Annotated in this window: 12 protein-coding genes; 8 read left to right on the forward strand and 4 right to left on the reverse strand. The window is 47.0% G+C overall.

Annotated elements, in window-relative coordinates:
- Positions 1–444: 444 nt before the first annotated feature.
- The 4 genes from AAE02nite_RS20810 to agaR form a co-directional block, all read right to left on the reverse strand.
- Positions 445–1,692 carry an acyltransferase family protein gene (locus AAE02nite_RS20810; RefSeq protein ID WP_307725561.1) on the reverse strand — a complete coding sequence of 416 codons (1,248 nt, stop codon included), beginning with the start codon at positions 1,690–1,692 and terminating at the stop codon, positions 445–447.
- A 202-nt stretch (positions 1,693–1,894) separates the two neighbouring features.
- Positions 1,895–4,597: an alkaline phosphatase D family protein gene (locus tag AAE02nite_RS20815; RefSeq protein ID WP_146902554.1), complete on the reverse strand. Its 2,703-nt coding sequence runs from the start codon at positions 4,595–4,597 to the stop codon at positions 1,895–1,897.
- 186 nt (positions 4,598–4,783) lie between these two features.
- Positions 4,784–5,644 (reverse strand): EamA family transporter, encoded by an 861-nt coding sequence (locus AAE02nite_RS20820; RefSeq protein ID WP_146902557.1) that lies wholly within the window; start codon positions 5,642–5,644, stop codon positions 4,784–4,786.
- A gap of 30 nt (positions 5,645–5,674) precedes the next feature.
- Complete coding sequence (agaR, locus tag AAE02nite_RS20825) at positions 5,675–6,454, reverse strand: transcriptional repressor AgaR (RefSeq protein WP_246151208.1); 780 nt, start codon at positions 6,452–6,454, stop codon at positions 5,675–5,677.
- 275 nt (positions 6,455–6,729) lie between these two features.
- Here agaR and AAE02nite_RS20830 point away from each other — a divergent pair, with 275 nt between their 5' ends.
- From AAE02nite_RS20830 to AAE02nite_RS20865, 8 genes are all read left to right on the forward strand, one after another.
- Positions 6,730–7,992 carry an SIS domain-containing protein gene (locus tag AAE02nite_RS20830; protein ID WP_146902560.1) on the forward strand — a complete coding sequence of 421 codons (1,263 nt, stop codon included), beginning with the start codon at positions 6,730–6,732 and terminating at the stop codon, positions 7,990–7,992.
- Position 7,993: 1 nt separating this feature from the next.
- Entirely contained in the window at positions 7,994–8,941 is a 948-nt protein-coding gene (locus AAE02nite_RS20835) for a 1-phosphofructokinase family hexose kinase (RefSeq protein ID WP_146902563.1), read from the forward strand.
- 5 nt (positions 8,942–8,946) lie between these two features.
- Positions 8,947–9,891: a carbohydrate kinase family protein gene (locus tag AAE02nite_RS20840; protein ID WP_146902566.1), complete on the forward strand. Its 945-nt coding sequence runs from the start codon at positions 8,947–8,949 to the stop codon at positions 9,889–9,891.
- A 1-nt stretch (position 9,892) separates the two neighbouring features.
- Complete coding sequence (locus AAE02nite_RS20845) at positions 9,893–10,726, forward strand: class II fructose-bisphosphate aldolase (protein WP_146902569.1); 834 nt, start codon at positions 9,893–9,895, stop codon at positions 10,724–10,726.
- The gene (locus AAE02nite_RS20850; RefSeq protein WP_146902572.1) at positions 10,723–11,874 is read left to right on the forward strand and encodes an amidohydrolase family protein; all 1,152 of its coding nucleotides are present in this window, start codon (positions 10,723–10,725) and stop codon (positions 11,872–11,874) included. Before AAE02nite_RS20845 ends, AAE02nite_RS20850 begins: the two co-directional genes overlap by 4 nt.
- Before the next feature lie 75 nt (positions 11,875–11,949).
- On the forward strand, positions 11,950–13,107 hold the full coding sequence (locus tag AAE02nite_RS20855) for an amidohydrolase family protein (RefSeq protein ID WP_146902575.1): 1,158 nt from the start codon (positions 11,950–11,952) through the stop codon (positions 13,105–13,107).
- Positions 13,108–13,124: 17 nt separating this feature from the next.
- A complete protein-coding gene (locus AAE02nite_RS20860; RefSeq protein ID WP_146902578.1) occupies positions 13,125–14,228 on the forward strand; it encodes an amidohydrolase family protein in 1,104 nt (367 codons plus the stop codon).
- A gap of 27 nt (positions 14,229–14,255) precedes the next feature.
- Positions 14,256–15,587: a Gfo/Idh/MocA family protein gene (locus AAE02nite_RS20865; protein ID WP_146902672.1), complete on the forward strand. Its 1,332-nt coding sequence runs from the start codon at positions 14,256–14,258 to the stop codon at positions 15,585–15,587.
- The last annotated feature ends 57 nt before the right edge of the window (positions 15,588–15,644 follow it).

Raw genomic sequence — 15,644 nt, forward strand, 5'->3', positions numbered from 1 at the left:
AATTAAACAAATACAGCCTTTACTAAAAACCTAAACTGCAACAACAGCAATGCTGCATGATGCGGGCGGGTTGATAAAGCGGACGAATGTTTAAACTAAGCTTTTTCATGAGAAAATTAAATGAGGATGATTAGTTTGAATAACTAATTACTTATTTCCTATAGAATAAGTAGACAAATAAAAATAGATTTTATGGAACCACCAAAGCTTTAGCGCATAAATTTTTAATTTAAATAAAAATTAATATATAAACAATTAAAAATCAGATGGTTTTAATTAATCACTTTCATGCTTTATAACTTCACTGAAAAGATGATGGTGAAATTGCAGAGAAAATAAACAGATAAGCACTCAATTTTCAATCAGTAGCTACGCTTACCGGCTTAAGAATTTCTGAATAACAGGCGGACCAGCATGTACGATGATTATGCTATTTAAACCTGTTTAGATTTTTATAAATATTTTTTTCCGGTACAACCAGTAAAGAATAAGCCACTCGGTTAACAACACCAAACCTCCTTTTACCAACGTAGCATAAGGCACGCCAAAGATTTGAGCGTAATTTTTACCCAGGTGAATGGAAAGAGAATCGGCAATAAAGGCATCGACACCGTGGGCTATCAGGTAGGCTGCAATAGAATTCATACCAATTACCATTAAGAAAAAGGCCCACTTTCGTTTATTCCCCACATCGATAAGGCCGTAGAAAAAAGATAAAAGTAAAAAACATAAACCACCGCTAAACAAAACCCAGGCCGGTGTCCAGATGCGCTTCACTATTGGGTTTATGCCGGCAACATGCAGCAGAAGGCCGGCAAGTACTAAAGCCAGACCAGATATAATAAACATCCTTATTTTTCCTTTGGGTGCGATTGGTGCGGAACGGAGTATGTTTCCGGCCAGTAAGCCTAAAATCATGGTGCCCAAAGTGGGAATAAAATTTAGTGTAGCGTAGCCGCCTTTGTTGAATTCAAAGACAGTTTCGCGCGGGAATAAATTAAGAAACCACCGGTCAAAAGCCCATGCGATGTTAACATTGTTGTTCCAATGCGCGGCAAAGCCTTGCAGATTATGTTCCCAATCGGGCGTTATACCAGTTATGGTGTAATCAAAGCCAGCACCAGGCAACGGGGAAAGCGCGAAAAGGGCCCAATACCCCAATAAAATTACAGAAAGGGCTATTATTTGGATACGAGGGGTATAAAACCCAAGCGTAAACAGAAAAGTATAGCCTAAGCCAATTTGGGCAAGCGTATCGGTGAAGATAAAATTTGTTCTGTCGGCGTGCATCGAGCGCAGGAATATGCCCAGGGCAATCAGTATAAGCGACCGGGTAAGGGCATGCCGGAACAAGGGTCCGAAGGTGGCCCCCCGGGCTAAGCGGCTGCCCAGGGAAAAAGGGAGCGCCACTCCTACTAAAAAGGAGAAAGAGGGCTGAATAAGATCGTGCAGCGAGCAGCCCACCCAAGGTACGTGACTCTGGTGAAAACTCAGAAACTGCCAGAACTTACTATCGGGCAAAGCTTCGGAAACCTTCCGGAAAGACAACACTTCAGCCATCATGAGCAGCATGACAAATCCCCGGTAAACATCTACAGAACCCAGCCGCTGATTTACCAGGGGCGGAATAACAGGCATAGCTTCTGCCGCGGCGCTATTTGCTTTTGTGGTGGGGCTGGCTACAAGTTGCATAAGGTTTACAAGCTAAATTTTAAAACTGGATCAGTTACACTGCTTCATTATTATAATTCCGGGTTTCTTAAAACAGATTTATGTCCTTGTTTAGCAAGGATTTAAACCAAGACAATCCAAATCGCTAACCTATACCGCAAGGCTTTTATTTAACTTGAATAGCAGCTTTGGTTAAATTTTTCCTGCCCGGAAGGCTATAAATTTAACTCAGGCGAATCGAACGTTTATTTTTAACCGCTGCTTTTACGCCTTTCCATTCTTTTACAAGAGCAGTTTCGGGTTCGCGCACCCGCACCGAATAAGTGCCTTTGGCAAATACTTTGGGTTTAAAGCGGTTGCCTTTGATACGCAGCGCATAAACCAGCTCGTTGGTGTTTTCATCTACTATTTCTACCACCGGATTTTTCAGGTTGCCTATTTTAATTTCGGGTAGCCACGCTACGGCCGGGCGGCTGTAATTATCTTCCTGGTTAATGGTAATAGGCCAGCCGGCGTATTGCCCATCGGGTTTCTGGCTGGGATTGATGAAACGGGGCCAACACTCAGTTTTAATGGTGCGCTGGGCTTTGTTAAAGGTTACAATGCCGTAGCCAGTAGCCCGGTCGTAAACGTTCGCGGGCTTTAAGTCCGTTTTTTGCGGGTTCGCCACGGCGTGTACCGTCACCCGGTTGCCAAAGCCATCGCGGAAATTACCGGTATACACCGGTTGCCCCGGCAACGGCTGGTTATTGGGGGCCGGCCACCATCGGCGCGCATGTAGGTTATTCAGGGCTGGTCCGGCAAAAACGAATCCCGAGTCGCCAAAAGCATCCACGCCGTAGTGTACCATGCTGGCCAGGTGCTGGTCGCCGGCAATATGAAAGGCAAAACATTTCCGAATCGCTTTCAAGGCTTCGTCCCGGCCTTTCTGCGGCCAGCCATTCGAATCCATATTGCCGGTGGGGGCATCGCCTTGCACGTATTCGCCGGGTTGCGGAATAGCCAGTTTACCGGTAATACTATCGGTGGTGCTGCCGGCCGGCAAAGTATCGATGGTACAGAAATTGGTCTGTGATAAAACCGCTTTCATTTGGGTGCCGTCCTGCCAATCAGTAGCCCAATGTTGCAGGAATGCCAATTGTCGCTCCCCTAACAAATCTGCTTGTATGTCGCGGTGTTGCTTAATGTCAAATTCGGTTGGGTTCTGGATAAAACCATTCACCACCTTTGCTGCCGGGGGCAATACATTTTTGGGAGCCGATTTAAACTTGCGGTCTTCCAGAATGGCAAAACTAATACCGCCGTAATTCCAGTTGGTATAGTATACCCGGATTCCTTGTTTTACCGGGGTGGGATCGTAGGCGTCGGGTAAATGGCCGGTTTGGGTACGGTGCACCATATTAACCCATTCTGCGGGCATTTTGTAGCCGCCCTGGTCCTGCGCCGGCGAACCCCAATCTTCTGCAGTGGAGGCGTGTTTGCCTGCCTCGCCCCATAAATTGCCGTGGTACACATCGTGGTCGTCGGGGATAATGGCACAGGGAATGTGGCGGAAAATATCGCGGTACGACCACCCAAACATATACCATTTGCGCAGGTAATCTAAACAGGCCTCCGGCAGCGGATGCGTCTGAATGCGAAAGCCTCCGCTCGATTCGTAAAACTGATCGCCTAAAAATACCGCCAAATCGGGTTGGTGTACAGCCACATGCGGCGCAATTTCGGCGTCCGGAAAACCAAAATCGGCGTTGCAGCTAAACACCGCTACTTTTAGCGCTTCCTGGTTAACCGGTTCGGCGGCAATGGTGCCTTCGTAAAAATATTCCCGGCGCTGTCCGCTCTTTAAAGGTAAATCTACTTTCAGGCGGTAAGGCACGGCTTCAGCAGCCGTCCAATTGTTTACCCGGAAAGGCACCGAACGCCCCATGGGATCGATGGTGCCCTTAATATTTTCCCAGGTATTATTCCGTTTTAACTGCAAGGCTACCGTATGCCCGGGAATGTTTTCGATGGGAGCTAGTTGGGCGGTAAGCTTTAATGTTTTCTGGTGTAAGGTATATTGGGCAAAACAAATGGGCCCAAATACCTGACCTGGATTATGCGAAATTTTAGGACCGCTTATTTGCCAATCGCTGAATAAGACTGTTGCTTTACTGCCGCTCTCCTCGGTTTCGCCGCCTGTAGAATTTAAAGGTTGGCCGGCAGCATTAATTCCCAGGTCGGTGTTCTCGGGCCGGTCATAATGCTGCACCAGCGCCATATTACCAATTAAACTTTTTGCTGCTACGGTGGCGGAAAGTTCGTCTATAGGTTTATTTGAACGGGGGTTAATGGCAATTAAAGTAAGCTGAAAATCATCCATTATCGGCTTAGCCCGGATAATCAGGCGTACTTCTTCTTTAGAGGCGATTTGTTTTTTACTGCGGTTTTCCCCGATAAATAAAGTACCAGCAGTGGTAAGACCGGCATCGAGTCCCTGGCCAAACACCGCAGCGCACCGGTAATCGTCGAATCGGTTCAAATCCCGGGCTCCTAACCGAAAACCGGCATAATTACTAGCGGCTTCATCGGCTTTATTATTTTGGCTGAATTGTAAGGTTACGCTGGTTTCAAAGGCTTCGGGTTTAGCGCTTAACTGGGTGGTTAAACAATGGAGCGTTCGGTTACTATTCCGCACCAGGCATGCCAGTTTGCCATCCTGAATGCGCCAGTCCTGCAAACGGTTTCCCCAGTATTCCGGTCCTACCCAAGGCATATCCGGCCATTCGTGCCACGCCGACGCAAACCCCGCGGCAACGGTGGCTTCCGCGGTGCGTTTACTTCCAGATTTTTTTTCGGCTGCGCTAGCGATGCCGTTTTGGTCTAGTAAAACGCCCGGCACTACCACACTCATGGCCAAAGCTTTCAACGACTTTCTTCTGTCCATTTCTAGTAAATTATTTTATTCTTCAGGCGTGCCTAAGTAAATGCAAAATGGCTACTCTATTATATAAAGGCGCTGTTTGACTACCCCATGTTGTACAGGGAAGCCATCAAAAGCAAATCGCTTATAAAACAGCATGCTTTATAAAATCTAACCGCTAGGCAGCCAATATTTTTACTTTATTATTGTTTATTCGGCCAGAATATAGATGGCAATAACGGCTAGTACCATTCCGGTTAAGACTACAAAATGCGGCATAACCATATACAATAGCAGCGAAATAATGATGGTAATTACCGGAGCTAGCGCCGTGATGGGTACCACAATAATGGCTTTGCCGTAGCGTAAGGCATAAACCAGCGTTAAAGCCCCGATTGAATTCAGCACCTGGATTAGGGCGGCCAGGTAAGGTCCTTTAAAGTCCCAATTAATATCTTGTGAAAAATCCGTCATCCATAAGGCAACCGGAATCAGTAATATGGCCGTTAGCATCATGTAGAAAAAAATGCTTTCGGCTTTCATGGAGTCGTTGGAGAACTTCATGGCAAACGCCTGAATGCCCCACATAAAAAACACCACTATCGACAGTAGCAGCCACAGGTAACCGCTTACATTTTTATCGTTTGGTTCCTGGTAAGAAAGGGAGAGAATAGCCACCAGCGCCAGTATAATACCCAGCCAATGCCGGCGCGTGGTGGTTTCTTTTAAAAATAAGGTGGACATAAAAATGGTTACCACCGGGAAAAGCGAAATAATGGGGAATACCACGTAGGCCGGGCCAGTCCGTAAGGCCTGGAATAGGATGAGCTGGCCCGCCGCTCCCAGTATTCCTACCAAACAACCCCAGAATATGGATTTGGCATCGTACTCCAGTTTAAAATTAATATTTATTAAGGCTACAATGGCACAGGGAATCATGGTTAGCGCCCACACCGTATAACCCAAAGTAGCCGGAAAGCCGGCTTTTTCCGGAATTTCTATAAAAGCGCCCCAAATACCCCAAAGCAGCGTCGTAATAAATGTGTAGAGTACCCAAGGTCTTTTTCCCATAGTTTATTTGCAGGTTGTTAATAATTATTCTTAAACAACAATTACCTGAATGCCCATATTTTCCAGTTTTTTCTGGTCTTCCAGGGGAATTCCGGCATCGGTTACTACCACATCTACTTCCGAGATGGGCGCAATAAAAGCAAAACTCCTTTTCAGGAATTTACTCGAATCGGTAACCACAATTACCTTTTTCGAAATGTCGATCATAATCCGGTTCAGGTGCGCCTCTTCTACATTCGGCGTCGAGAGGCCGTGCGTAGTACTAAAGCCATCTACCGCCAGAAATAACTTATCGCAGAAATAATTTCTAAAACTTTCTTCGGCGGTAGCACCTACCAGCGACAAGGAATTTTTGCGCAAGAACCCGCCCGGTACAATTACATTGGCATTCTGGTGTTCGGCTAACTGGTTAGCCACGTTCAGGGCATTGGTTATAACCGTTAATTCCGTTAAGTTAGTTAAGTTCTTTGCTATTTCGAGCGTAGTAGTACCGGAATCCAGAATAATGGTATCCCCTTCTTCTACCAACTGGGCCGCCGCAAAACCAATGTTCTTTTTTTCTTCTAAATGCTTCTTGTTTTTATCTGAAAGTGCAAAGTCAACGCCTACCCTATCGAGCTTAATGGCACCGCCCCGGGCCCGGATAAGCATATTTTTTTGCTCTAAGCGGCGCAGGTCGTTCCGGATAGTTACTTCGCTAACTTTTAATTCTTCACTTAAAGCACCAACATCTACTTGTCCATCAGCCTCCAGTTTATTTAATATAATTACCCGGCGTTCAACGGTCGATTTTTTATCTACTTCTATCATAAGGCAGTCTTGTTAATATCTTTCGAAATATAATATATATTTTCTATATTAATATTTAGAATTAAAAAATTTAAAGTACTTCCTTTCGATTAAAGTTTTCTCAAATTCTCTGCTGTAAGCTTAATAAAACCCCTGTAACGGCTAATATTGCTAATAAATTAATAATTTAAAAAATTTATTTAGCTTTATGAAAGCAAATAAAAATAATTATTTGCATATTGACAAGGAAAATAATAAGCTTTAAGTTTACATCGTAACGAAACGAAAACTTTAGTATGTTAAAAATCGATAAAAATAAGAAGGTAAATGGTTCAACTGATTATTTAGGCTATAATCAATCGGAACTGCAAGAGCGCGGGGCTATTCATACTGCCAAAGAAATATCTGGTCAGCCAAAACTTTGGTTAGATACCTGGAGCCTGGTGGCACAGGATCGTTTTCGTTTGGATTCGTTCCTGGAAGAAGCCTATGCCCATCCGGACCTGAATGTTTTATTGACCGGCGCCGGCACATCGGCCTTCATCGGCGATATTTTAGAGGGACCGTTTCAGCGGAATTCCGGAAAATCTACCCGCGCCGTGGCCACCACCAATTTAGTGTCGCACCCGGGGAATTACTTTCATGCGCAGGTACCTACTTTGTTAATCTCATTTGCCCGTTCCGGCAATAGTCCCGAAAGTGTGGCAGCCGTCAATCTGGCCGATAAGCTTTGCCAGAAAATATATCATTTAATTATTACCTGTAATCCGGCCGGAGAACTGGCAACGCTTAAATCCCAGAATACCTCGCTGGTGTTTCATTTACCACCCGAAGCCGACGACCAGAGCTTGGCCATGACCGGCAGTTTTTCTTCAATGCTGCTGGCCGGTCTGCTTATTTCCCGGCTGGCTATAATAGATGAGCTGGAAATCCAGGTAAAACAGTTGGCCGCTTACGGCGAAGGCATCTTAAGTAACTTTACCGCTAAACTAAAAGAAATAGCCGCCCTAAACTTTAACCGGGCTATTTTTCTGGGTTCCGGCCCGCTCCACGGCACCGCCCGCGAGTCGGATTTAAAATTACAGGAACTGACAGATGGAAAAATTATTTGCAAACATGATTCCTTTTTAGGTTTCCGGCACGGCCCTAAAGCAGTAATAGATGCCACTACCCTGCTGGTTTACCTGTTTTCGAACCAAGCCTATGTGCACCAATACGAATTGGATTTGGCACAGGCTATTAGCCAGGGCGATAAAGGTATATTCCGGTTAGGGGTAATTGAATCTACGCAAAAAGCAGAAGCGGTAGAAGTGGATTGGCTGCTGCAGCTTTCGGATGGTAACCCACCCATTGACGAAGAACTTTTAGCTGTTTGCAGTGTAATGCCCGCTCAGATTCTCGGATTCTTTAAATCTCTGGATTTAAAACTAAAACCTGATGCCCCTTCGGTTAATGATTCCATTACCCGGGTAGTACAAGGTGTTAATATTTATCCTTTTGAGGTGGCTTTGCCCACCAACGGCCAGCATAAACTTAAAAAGGTAAAGTTAAATTCCTGATATGATTCTTTGCTTATGCCCGAATCCGGCAATTGATATGTACATCTGGCTGAACACGTTTGCAGCCGGCCAGGTGAATATTCCTCAAAAAGAAGAACGGTTTCCGGGCGGCAAAGGTGTGCACGTAGCTTTGGCAGTAGCAGAACTGGGCGAACCGGTTATGCTGCTCGGCTTCTGGGGCGGACCAACTGGCCAGTGGGTCCGGGAAAAATGCGAGGCCCTGGGAATTGCCTGTTATGGTCCGGATGTAAGCGGCTGGACCCGGACTTGCCTGAGTTTTAAAGGCGAAAATAACCTGGATGATACAGAGCTGCTGGGCATTGGTCCCTCCATTTCGGAGGCAGATTTCGAAAATTTTTTAAAAATATTCGTGAGATTAGTAACATCTGCCGATTTAGTAACCATGAGCGGTTCCTGGCCCCAAGGTGCGCCACCCGATGCTTATGCCCAGATCCTGGCGCTCGCCCACACCGCCCGCAAGCATACTGTTCTGGATTGTGCCGGCGAGCAGTTGCAGCAGGCCTTAAAGCAAAAGCCCTTAGCGGTTCATGTAAACCGCCGCGAAGGGGAAAGCCTTTTCCGGGAAGCGGATCCGGTCCATCTAGCAGCGCTGCTGGCGGAAAGATGTACCTACGCCGCTGTAACCGCCGGAGCAGACGGTTTGTATCTGGCTGCTCCAAACGAATTTATCCAGGCCAGTTGCACCTTAGATAATATTTTTAGTGCGGTAGGTAGCGGCGATTGTTTGGTAGCTGGTTTGGCCGTGGCTTTTATAAGAGGCATGGCTTTAACCGAAGTAGCCCGGCTGGGAGTGGCTTGCGGCAGCGCTAATTGCCTACGGCCCGAGTTGGGTATGCTTCACCGCTCCGATGTAGAAAGGCTGCAACCGCAGGTAAAAATAAAACAACAGGAAAAAATAATGAAACCACTAAACTATTCGCAATCCTGATTACCATGAAAGCTATTGATGTAATTGTAGTGGGCGAACTAAACGTTGATTTAATTCTGAATCAAATTGGTACTTTCCCCGAAGTAGGCAAAGAAATATTGGCGCAGCAAATGACCTTAACGCTGGGTAGCTCCTCGGCCATTTTTGCCAGTAACCTCAGCAGTTTAGGCGCTAAGGTGGCTTTTATTGGTAAAATAGGCCAGGATCCTTTTGGTGAAGTGGTATTACAAAGCTTGCAAGCCAAGGGGGTAGATACCAGCCTGATTATTCAGAGTGCTGATTTACATACCGGGGCTACCGTAGTCCTCAATTTCGACGAGGACCGGGCCATGGTTACCCACCCGGGGGCCATGAATGCATTGTGCCTGGCCGATATATCGCCGGAACATTTATCGCGGGCCAAACACCTGCATTTTTCTTCTTATTTTTTACAGCCCGGTTTACAGAAGGAAATAACTGATCTGTTCCGGTTAGCCAAAGCGTTGGGCCTGACCACCTCTTTTGATACCCAATGGGACCCGCAGGAAAAATGGGACCTGGATTTAGCGCAGATTCTGCCTTATGTAGATGTTTTTCTGCCCAATGAAAAAGAACTTTTTAAACTTACCCGTACAAATTCGCTAACCGAAGCGATTGCGGTTCTACCGGAAAACACCCGTACGGTGCTGGTAAAAATGGGTAACAAAGGTTCGGTATCCTGGTGCGATGGCAAATTATTACCCATGGAACCCTTTTTGAATGAAGATGTAGTAGATGCCATCGGCGCCGGCGACAGCTTCAACGCTGGTTTTATTTATAAATATATTCAGGGAGCCTCCGTGGAAGAATGCCAGCGCTTCGGCAACCTGACGGGCGCCGTTTCTACCACCGCTGCGGGTGGTACCACCGCCTTTACCGACTACAATAAAGTAAAAAAAATTGCTCAGGAAAAATTTGGATACGCCTTATAACATGACCTTACAGGAAAAATTTAAAGAAATGCAAGCCAAAGGGGCGGCTTTACTAGCCACTAACTTTTACAATTACGAAACTTTGCGGGGCGTGCTGGAAGCAGCTTCTGCCCTGCAGCAACCCATTATTTTACAACTTACCCGCAGTTCTATTGATTACATGACCTTACCCGTGGCCGTTAAAATGGCCCGCGCTGCCTTACAGGAACACCGGGTAGAAGGCTGGCTGCACCTGGACCATGGAGATTCTTATGAACTAGCTGCGCAATGCTTAGATGCCGGATTCGATTCAGTAATGATTGATGCCAGCGAAAAACCCATCAACGAAAATATAGCGGTAACCCAACGGGTAGTAGCTTTAGCTAAACAATATAATGCCAATGTTGAAGCCGAACTCGGTTACGTAGCCAAACTGGGGCAATCGAAAGATAAATTAGGTTTTACCGAACCCGACGAAGCCCGCTACTTTGTGCAGGAAACCGGCATTGATGCCTTGGCGGTGGCCATTGGCTCGGCGCATGGCTTTTACACCGAAGAACCCAAATTAGATTTAGAAAGACTAAGCCAGATTCAGGCGGTTACCGATGTGGCCCTGGTCCTGCACGGCGGCTCGGGCATTGCCGGCACCATGTTACAGGAAGCCATTCAGCGCGGTATCTGCAAAATTAATCTGGCAACTGAAATCAAAAATATATTCATGTACCAGCTAAAGGCCGATCTTTTAAAAAGCGATGAAATTGACTTACGCAAAGTTTTCCCGCCGGCCATCAAAGCGGTTACCAACCTGGTTAAGGAGAAGTTAGAAATCGTTAAAAATGAATTAATCAGCAAATGACAGGCGCTTTAAACAATTTCCGTTCCCTCCTGCTAACTTCCTTGCTGGCACTTGCCCTGCAAAACTGCTCGCAGCCGCATTCCGAGAAAGCAACCGCCGGAAACAAAAACGCAACAACCGCTTCGGCTGAATATTACGGGCCCGACGATTTCCGAAAGGTGGAGAAGTTTGACACGCACGTGCATTTTAACAAGGTAGATTCTACTTTTATCAACAAAGCCCGGGAAGAAAACTTCCGGTTGATTACGGTTAATGTCAATCCGGCTTATTACCCCGCCATTGAAAAACAACGGGAAATAGCCATGCAATTAGTAAAAACTTACCCCGAACGCATAGCCTACGCCACTACTATTTCGATGGACGGCTTTAATGAGCCGGGCTGGCAGGAAAAGACCTTAGTCTACTTAAAAGACTCTTTCGATAAAGGCGCTATTGGCGTGAAAGTTTGGAAAAATATTGGCATGGAGTTTAAAGACAAGGATGGCAAATTCGTCATGATTGATAATCCTAAATTTGATCCCATTTTTGATTTTATCCAGCAGCAAAATAGAACTCTGATTGGCCATATTGGGGAACCGAAAAATTGCTGGCTGCCGGTAGAGCAAATGACCGTGGCCGGCGATAAGAAATATTTTAGCGAGCACCCGCAGTACCACATGTACCTGCACCCGGAATATCCATCTTACGAAGAAGTCATTCAATCACGGGATAATGCGCTGGCCAAGCACCCCAACCTGCGTTTTGTAGGTGCCCATTTAGGTAGTCTGGAGTGGAGTGTAGATGAGTTGGCCAAGCGCCTGGACAAATACCCCAACATGGCCGTGGACATGGCCGAACGTATTTCGCACTTCCAGTACCAGGCGGTAACCGATTGGCAGAAAGTACACGACTTCTTTATTAAATACCAGGACCGCCTCCTGTACGCCACCGACCAGGAAATAGATGATAATAAACAACCTGCCGAAAGGAATAAGAATGCTGAAGAGGTCTGGAAAAGACACTGGTTGTTCTTTACCTCGGGCGAAAAGATGAAGGTACCGAAAGTAGAGAAAGAATTTAACGGCTTAAAACTGCCGCGCGAAGTAGTAGATAAACTCTACTACAAAAATGCCCAGAAGTGGTTTCCAGGGGTGAATAAAGCCGCCTAAAACTGCGGCATTACACCACTTACCACGAACCCAAAAGCTATTTATTTAGATACAGAACTTCGAAAATAATCCACCATGATAAAAACCTGCCAACTTAATTACCTGCCACTTCTCTTCCTGGGGCTGTTTGGTCTTTTACAGAGCTGCTCGCAGCAGAAAAATGCCGAAAACAGTTCTGCGGGCGATAACAGTACCGCAACAGCCAAAACCGAATATTATGGTCCGGACGATTTTGAAAAGGTAAAAAAATTCAACTCCCATATCCACATCAAGGTGGAGGATACGGCCTTTGCGCAACAGAATATCCGGGATAATTTTGATTTTTTAGTCGTTAACGTCGCCTCGCCTTCTTCGCCGCCGCCGCCCAAACAACAGGAAATAGCCTTGCAAGTGGTAAAAGCTTACCCCGAACATGCCTCCTATGCCACCACCTTTTCCCTGGAGGGCTTTAACGAGCCGGGCTGGCAGGAAAAAACGCTGACCTACTTACAAGATTCTTTTGACAAAGGCGCCCTTGGCGTGAAAATCTGGAAAAATGTAGGCCTGGTGCTAAAAGACAAAGAAGGCAAGTTCGTCATGATTGACGATCCCAGATTTGATCCTATTCTGGATTTAATCGAGAAGAATAATAAAACTTTGATTGGGCATATTGGGGAGCCGAAAAATTGCTGGTTGCCGGTGGAGCAAATGACCGTGGCCGGCGATAAAAAATATTTTAGCGAGCACCCGGAATACCACATGTATCTGCATCCGGAGTACCCTTCTTATGAAACCATCATTAACGCCCGGGATCACATGCTGGAAAAGCATCCCAACCTGCGTTTTGTGGGTGCTCATTTGGGCAGCCTGGAGTGGAGCGTGGATGAGCTGGCCAAGCGCCTGGACAAATACCCCAACATGGCCGTGGACATGGCCGAACGTATTTCGCACTTCCAGTACCAGGCGGTAACCGATTGGCAGAAAGTACACGACTTCTTTATTAAATACCAGGACCGCCTCATCTATGCCACCGACGAAACGGTTAACGGCACAAAAACGCCGGCAGAAGTAAACCGGCTGGCCCACGAAAACTGGCTCCGGCACTGGCAATTTTTTACCTCGGGCGAAAAGATGAAGGTGCCAAAAGTAGAAAAAGAATTTAACGGCTTAAAACTGCCGCGCGAAGTAGTAGATAAACTCTACTACAAAAATGCCCAGAAGTGGTTTCCGGGTATCGCCAAAACGAAGGTGTAATAATTTATACAGGCAACATGCATAACCATCCGGGCAAAGCTTTTCTTCTACTCTTTTTGCTGAGCTGCCTCTGCCATCAGGCAGTTAACGGGCAAGGTGCTGATTTGAGGCTTTTAGACTGGCAGCCCCGGAGCCAAATGGTAGTTAAAGTAACGAATATTCAGAAGCCTAAATTTCCGGTTATAGATATTCATAATCATTTACGGGACTTAAAAAACGCCGAAAAATATCTGGCCGAAATGGAAAAAGCCGGCGTCTGGAAATGTGTAAGCCTGGATGGCCGCTCCGCCGATAACTTTTACAAAGAGCATTTAAAAGCTTCGCAGGCGGTTTCCCCAGATCGGTTCCTGGTTTTCTTTACGCCGGATTTTAGTAAAATAGATGCGCCCGACTTTGGCCGCCAGGAAGCCCGCAAACTGGAAGATGCCGTAAAACTGGGTGCCCGGGGCATGAAAATATTTAAAACACTGGGCTTAACCATAAAAGATAAAAGCGGCCGCCTTGTGCCGGTAGATGATCCCCGTATCGATCCTATCTGGGCGAAATGCGGCGAACTGGGTATTCCGGTTGTAATGCACGTTTCTGATCCCAAAGCATTTTTTACGCCGGTAGATAAACACAACGAGCGGTACGACGAACTGGCCGGCCACCCGAACTGGGCTTACGGCAAGGAGTACCCGGCCAAAGAAGAAATTCTGGCGCAACGTAACCGGGTGCTGGCGCGGCATCCCAAAACCATTTTCATCGGGGCCCACGTCGGCAATTTACCCGAAGAACTAAGCCGGGTTTCGGAATGGCTGGATACCTACCCCAATTTTTACGTGGAGATCTCGGCCCGCATCAGTGAACTGGGCCGCCAGCCTTATACGGCCCGGAAATTTATGATTAAAAACCAGGACCGGATTTTATTTGGTACCGATACGGCGCCTAATGCCGAAGCTTACCGGGTCTATTACCGCTTCCTGGAAACCGATGACGAATATATAGACCCGGCCGCCGGGCACCACCTGCAAGGCCGCTGGATGATATACGGCCTTTCCCTGCCCGACGAGGTGCTGGAGAAAATATATAATAAAAATGCCCAAAAGCTTTTAAGCCGGTATCAGGATGCTAAAAAATAATTATTAACCTATAAAAGATGAAAAGTTATGAGCAATTATGATCGCAGAGACTTTTTAAAGCTTTCTTCCGCGGCTTTGGGCGGCTTGGCCCTGAGCGGATTGGCTTTACCGCAGGGTACGCTGGCACAAACAGCTCCGGCTAACAAACCGGTACGCCTCGGCTTTATTGGCATTGGGGGGCGGGGCTCTTTTCATCTTGATTCGGCATTGGGCATTGAAGGCGTAGAAGTGCCCGCATTATGCGAAATTATTCCGGCCCGCCTGGAGCGCGCCGCGGCCTGGGTGAAAGAATCCGGCCGGCCGGCGGCCCGCCTCTACGGCAAAGGCCCCACCGATTATTTACGCCTGATTTCCGAAGAAAAACTGGATGCGGTTATCTGCTGTACGCCCTGGGACTCCCATGCGGCTATTTGTCTGGCCGCCATGCGCAATAATAAACACGCCGTTTCGGAAGTACCGATCGTGCTAACCGTAGATCAGGCCTGGGAAATAGTGGAAACGTACGAAAAAACCGGTAAATGGGCCACCATCGGGCTCGAAGGCTTCGGCGAAATGGCCGTTCTTAACATGATTCAGAAAGGTATGCTGGGCGATATTATTCACGCCGAAACCGGCTATATCCACGACCTGCGGCGGGTGAAATTCGACCCGGAAGAAGAGCCGTGGCGCTTACAACATGCCTTGGACCGGAACGGGAACCTCTACCCCGATCATCCCATGAACAAAATGATGCCGGCCCTGGATATTAACCACGGCGACCGCTTTGATTTTCTGGTTTCGATGAGTTCTAAATCCGTTATGATCAATGATTATGCGGCCAAACAATTTGGCAAAGATTCTAAATACGCCAAAGCTAAAGTTAAACTCGGCGATTACAATGCCACCCTTATCCGGACGGTGAACGGCAAAATGATCACCCTGAACCATGATACCCATACCCCGCACCCCCGCGAGAATTACCGGGTACAGGGCACCAAAGGCGTTTACATGGGCGATAAAGGCTCCAAAAGAATATACATAGAAGGGGTTAGTCCGAAAGAACACGAATGGGAACCGGCCGAGAAATATTTGGCTGAACACGAACACCCGCTTCTGAAAAATTACAACCCGCCCCCCCGGAAAGGAGGCGCCACCCGCGGACATGGCAGCCGCAGTACCCAAACGCCCATTGTCTGGCACAGGTTAGTCGCGGCGCTCCGCGAAAATAAAATGCCGGATTGGGATGTGTACGATTCCGTTACCAGCAGTGCCATTTCGCCCTTAACCGAAGCATCCGTTGCCAGCAAAAGCCGGCCGGTAGACTTTCCGGATTTTACCAAAGGCAAATGGAAGCAGCGGAAACCCATGACTTTTGTTTAATTACCCCATCCACCACTTACCGACTAAAAAATTACGCAGCTTAAAACAGCAATTTTT

This window comes from Adhaeribacter aerolatus, assembly GCF_007991635.1.
GTDB lineage: Bacteria > Bacteroidota > Bacteroidia > Cytophagales > Hymenobacteraceae > Adhaeribacter > Adhaeribacter aerolatus.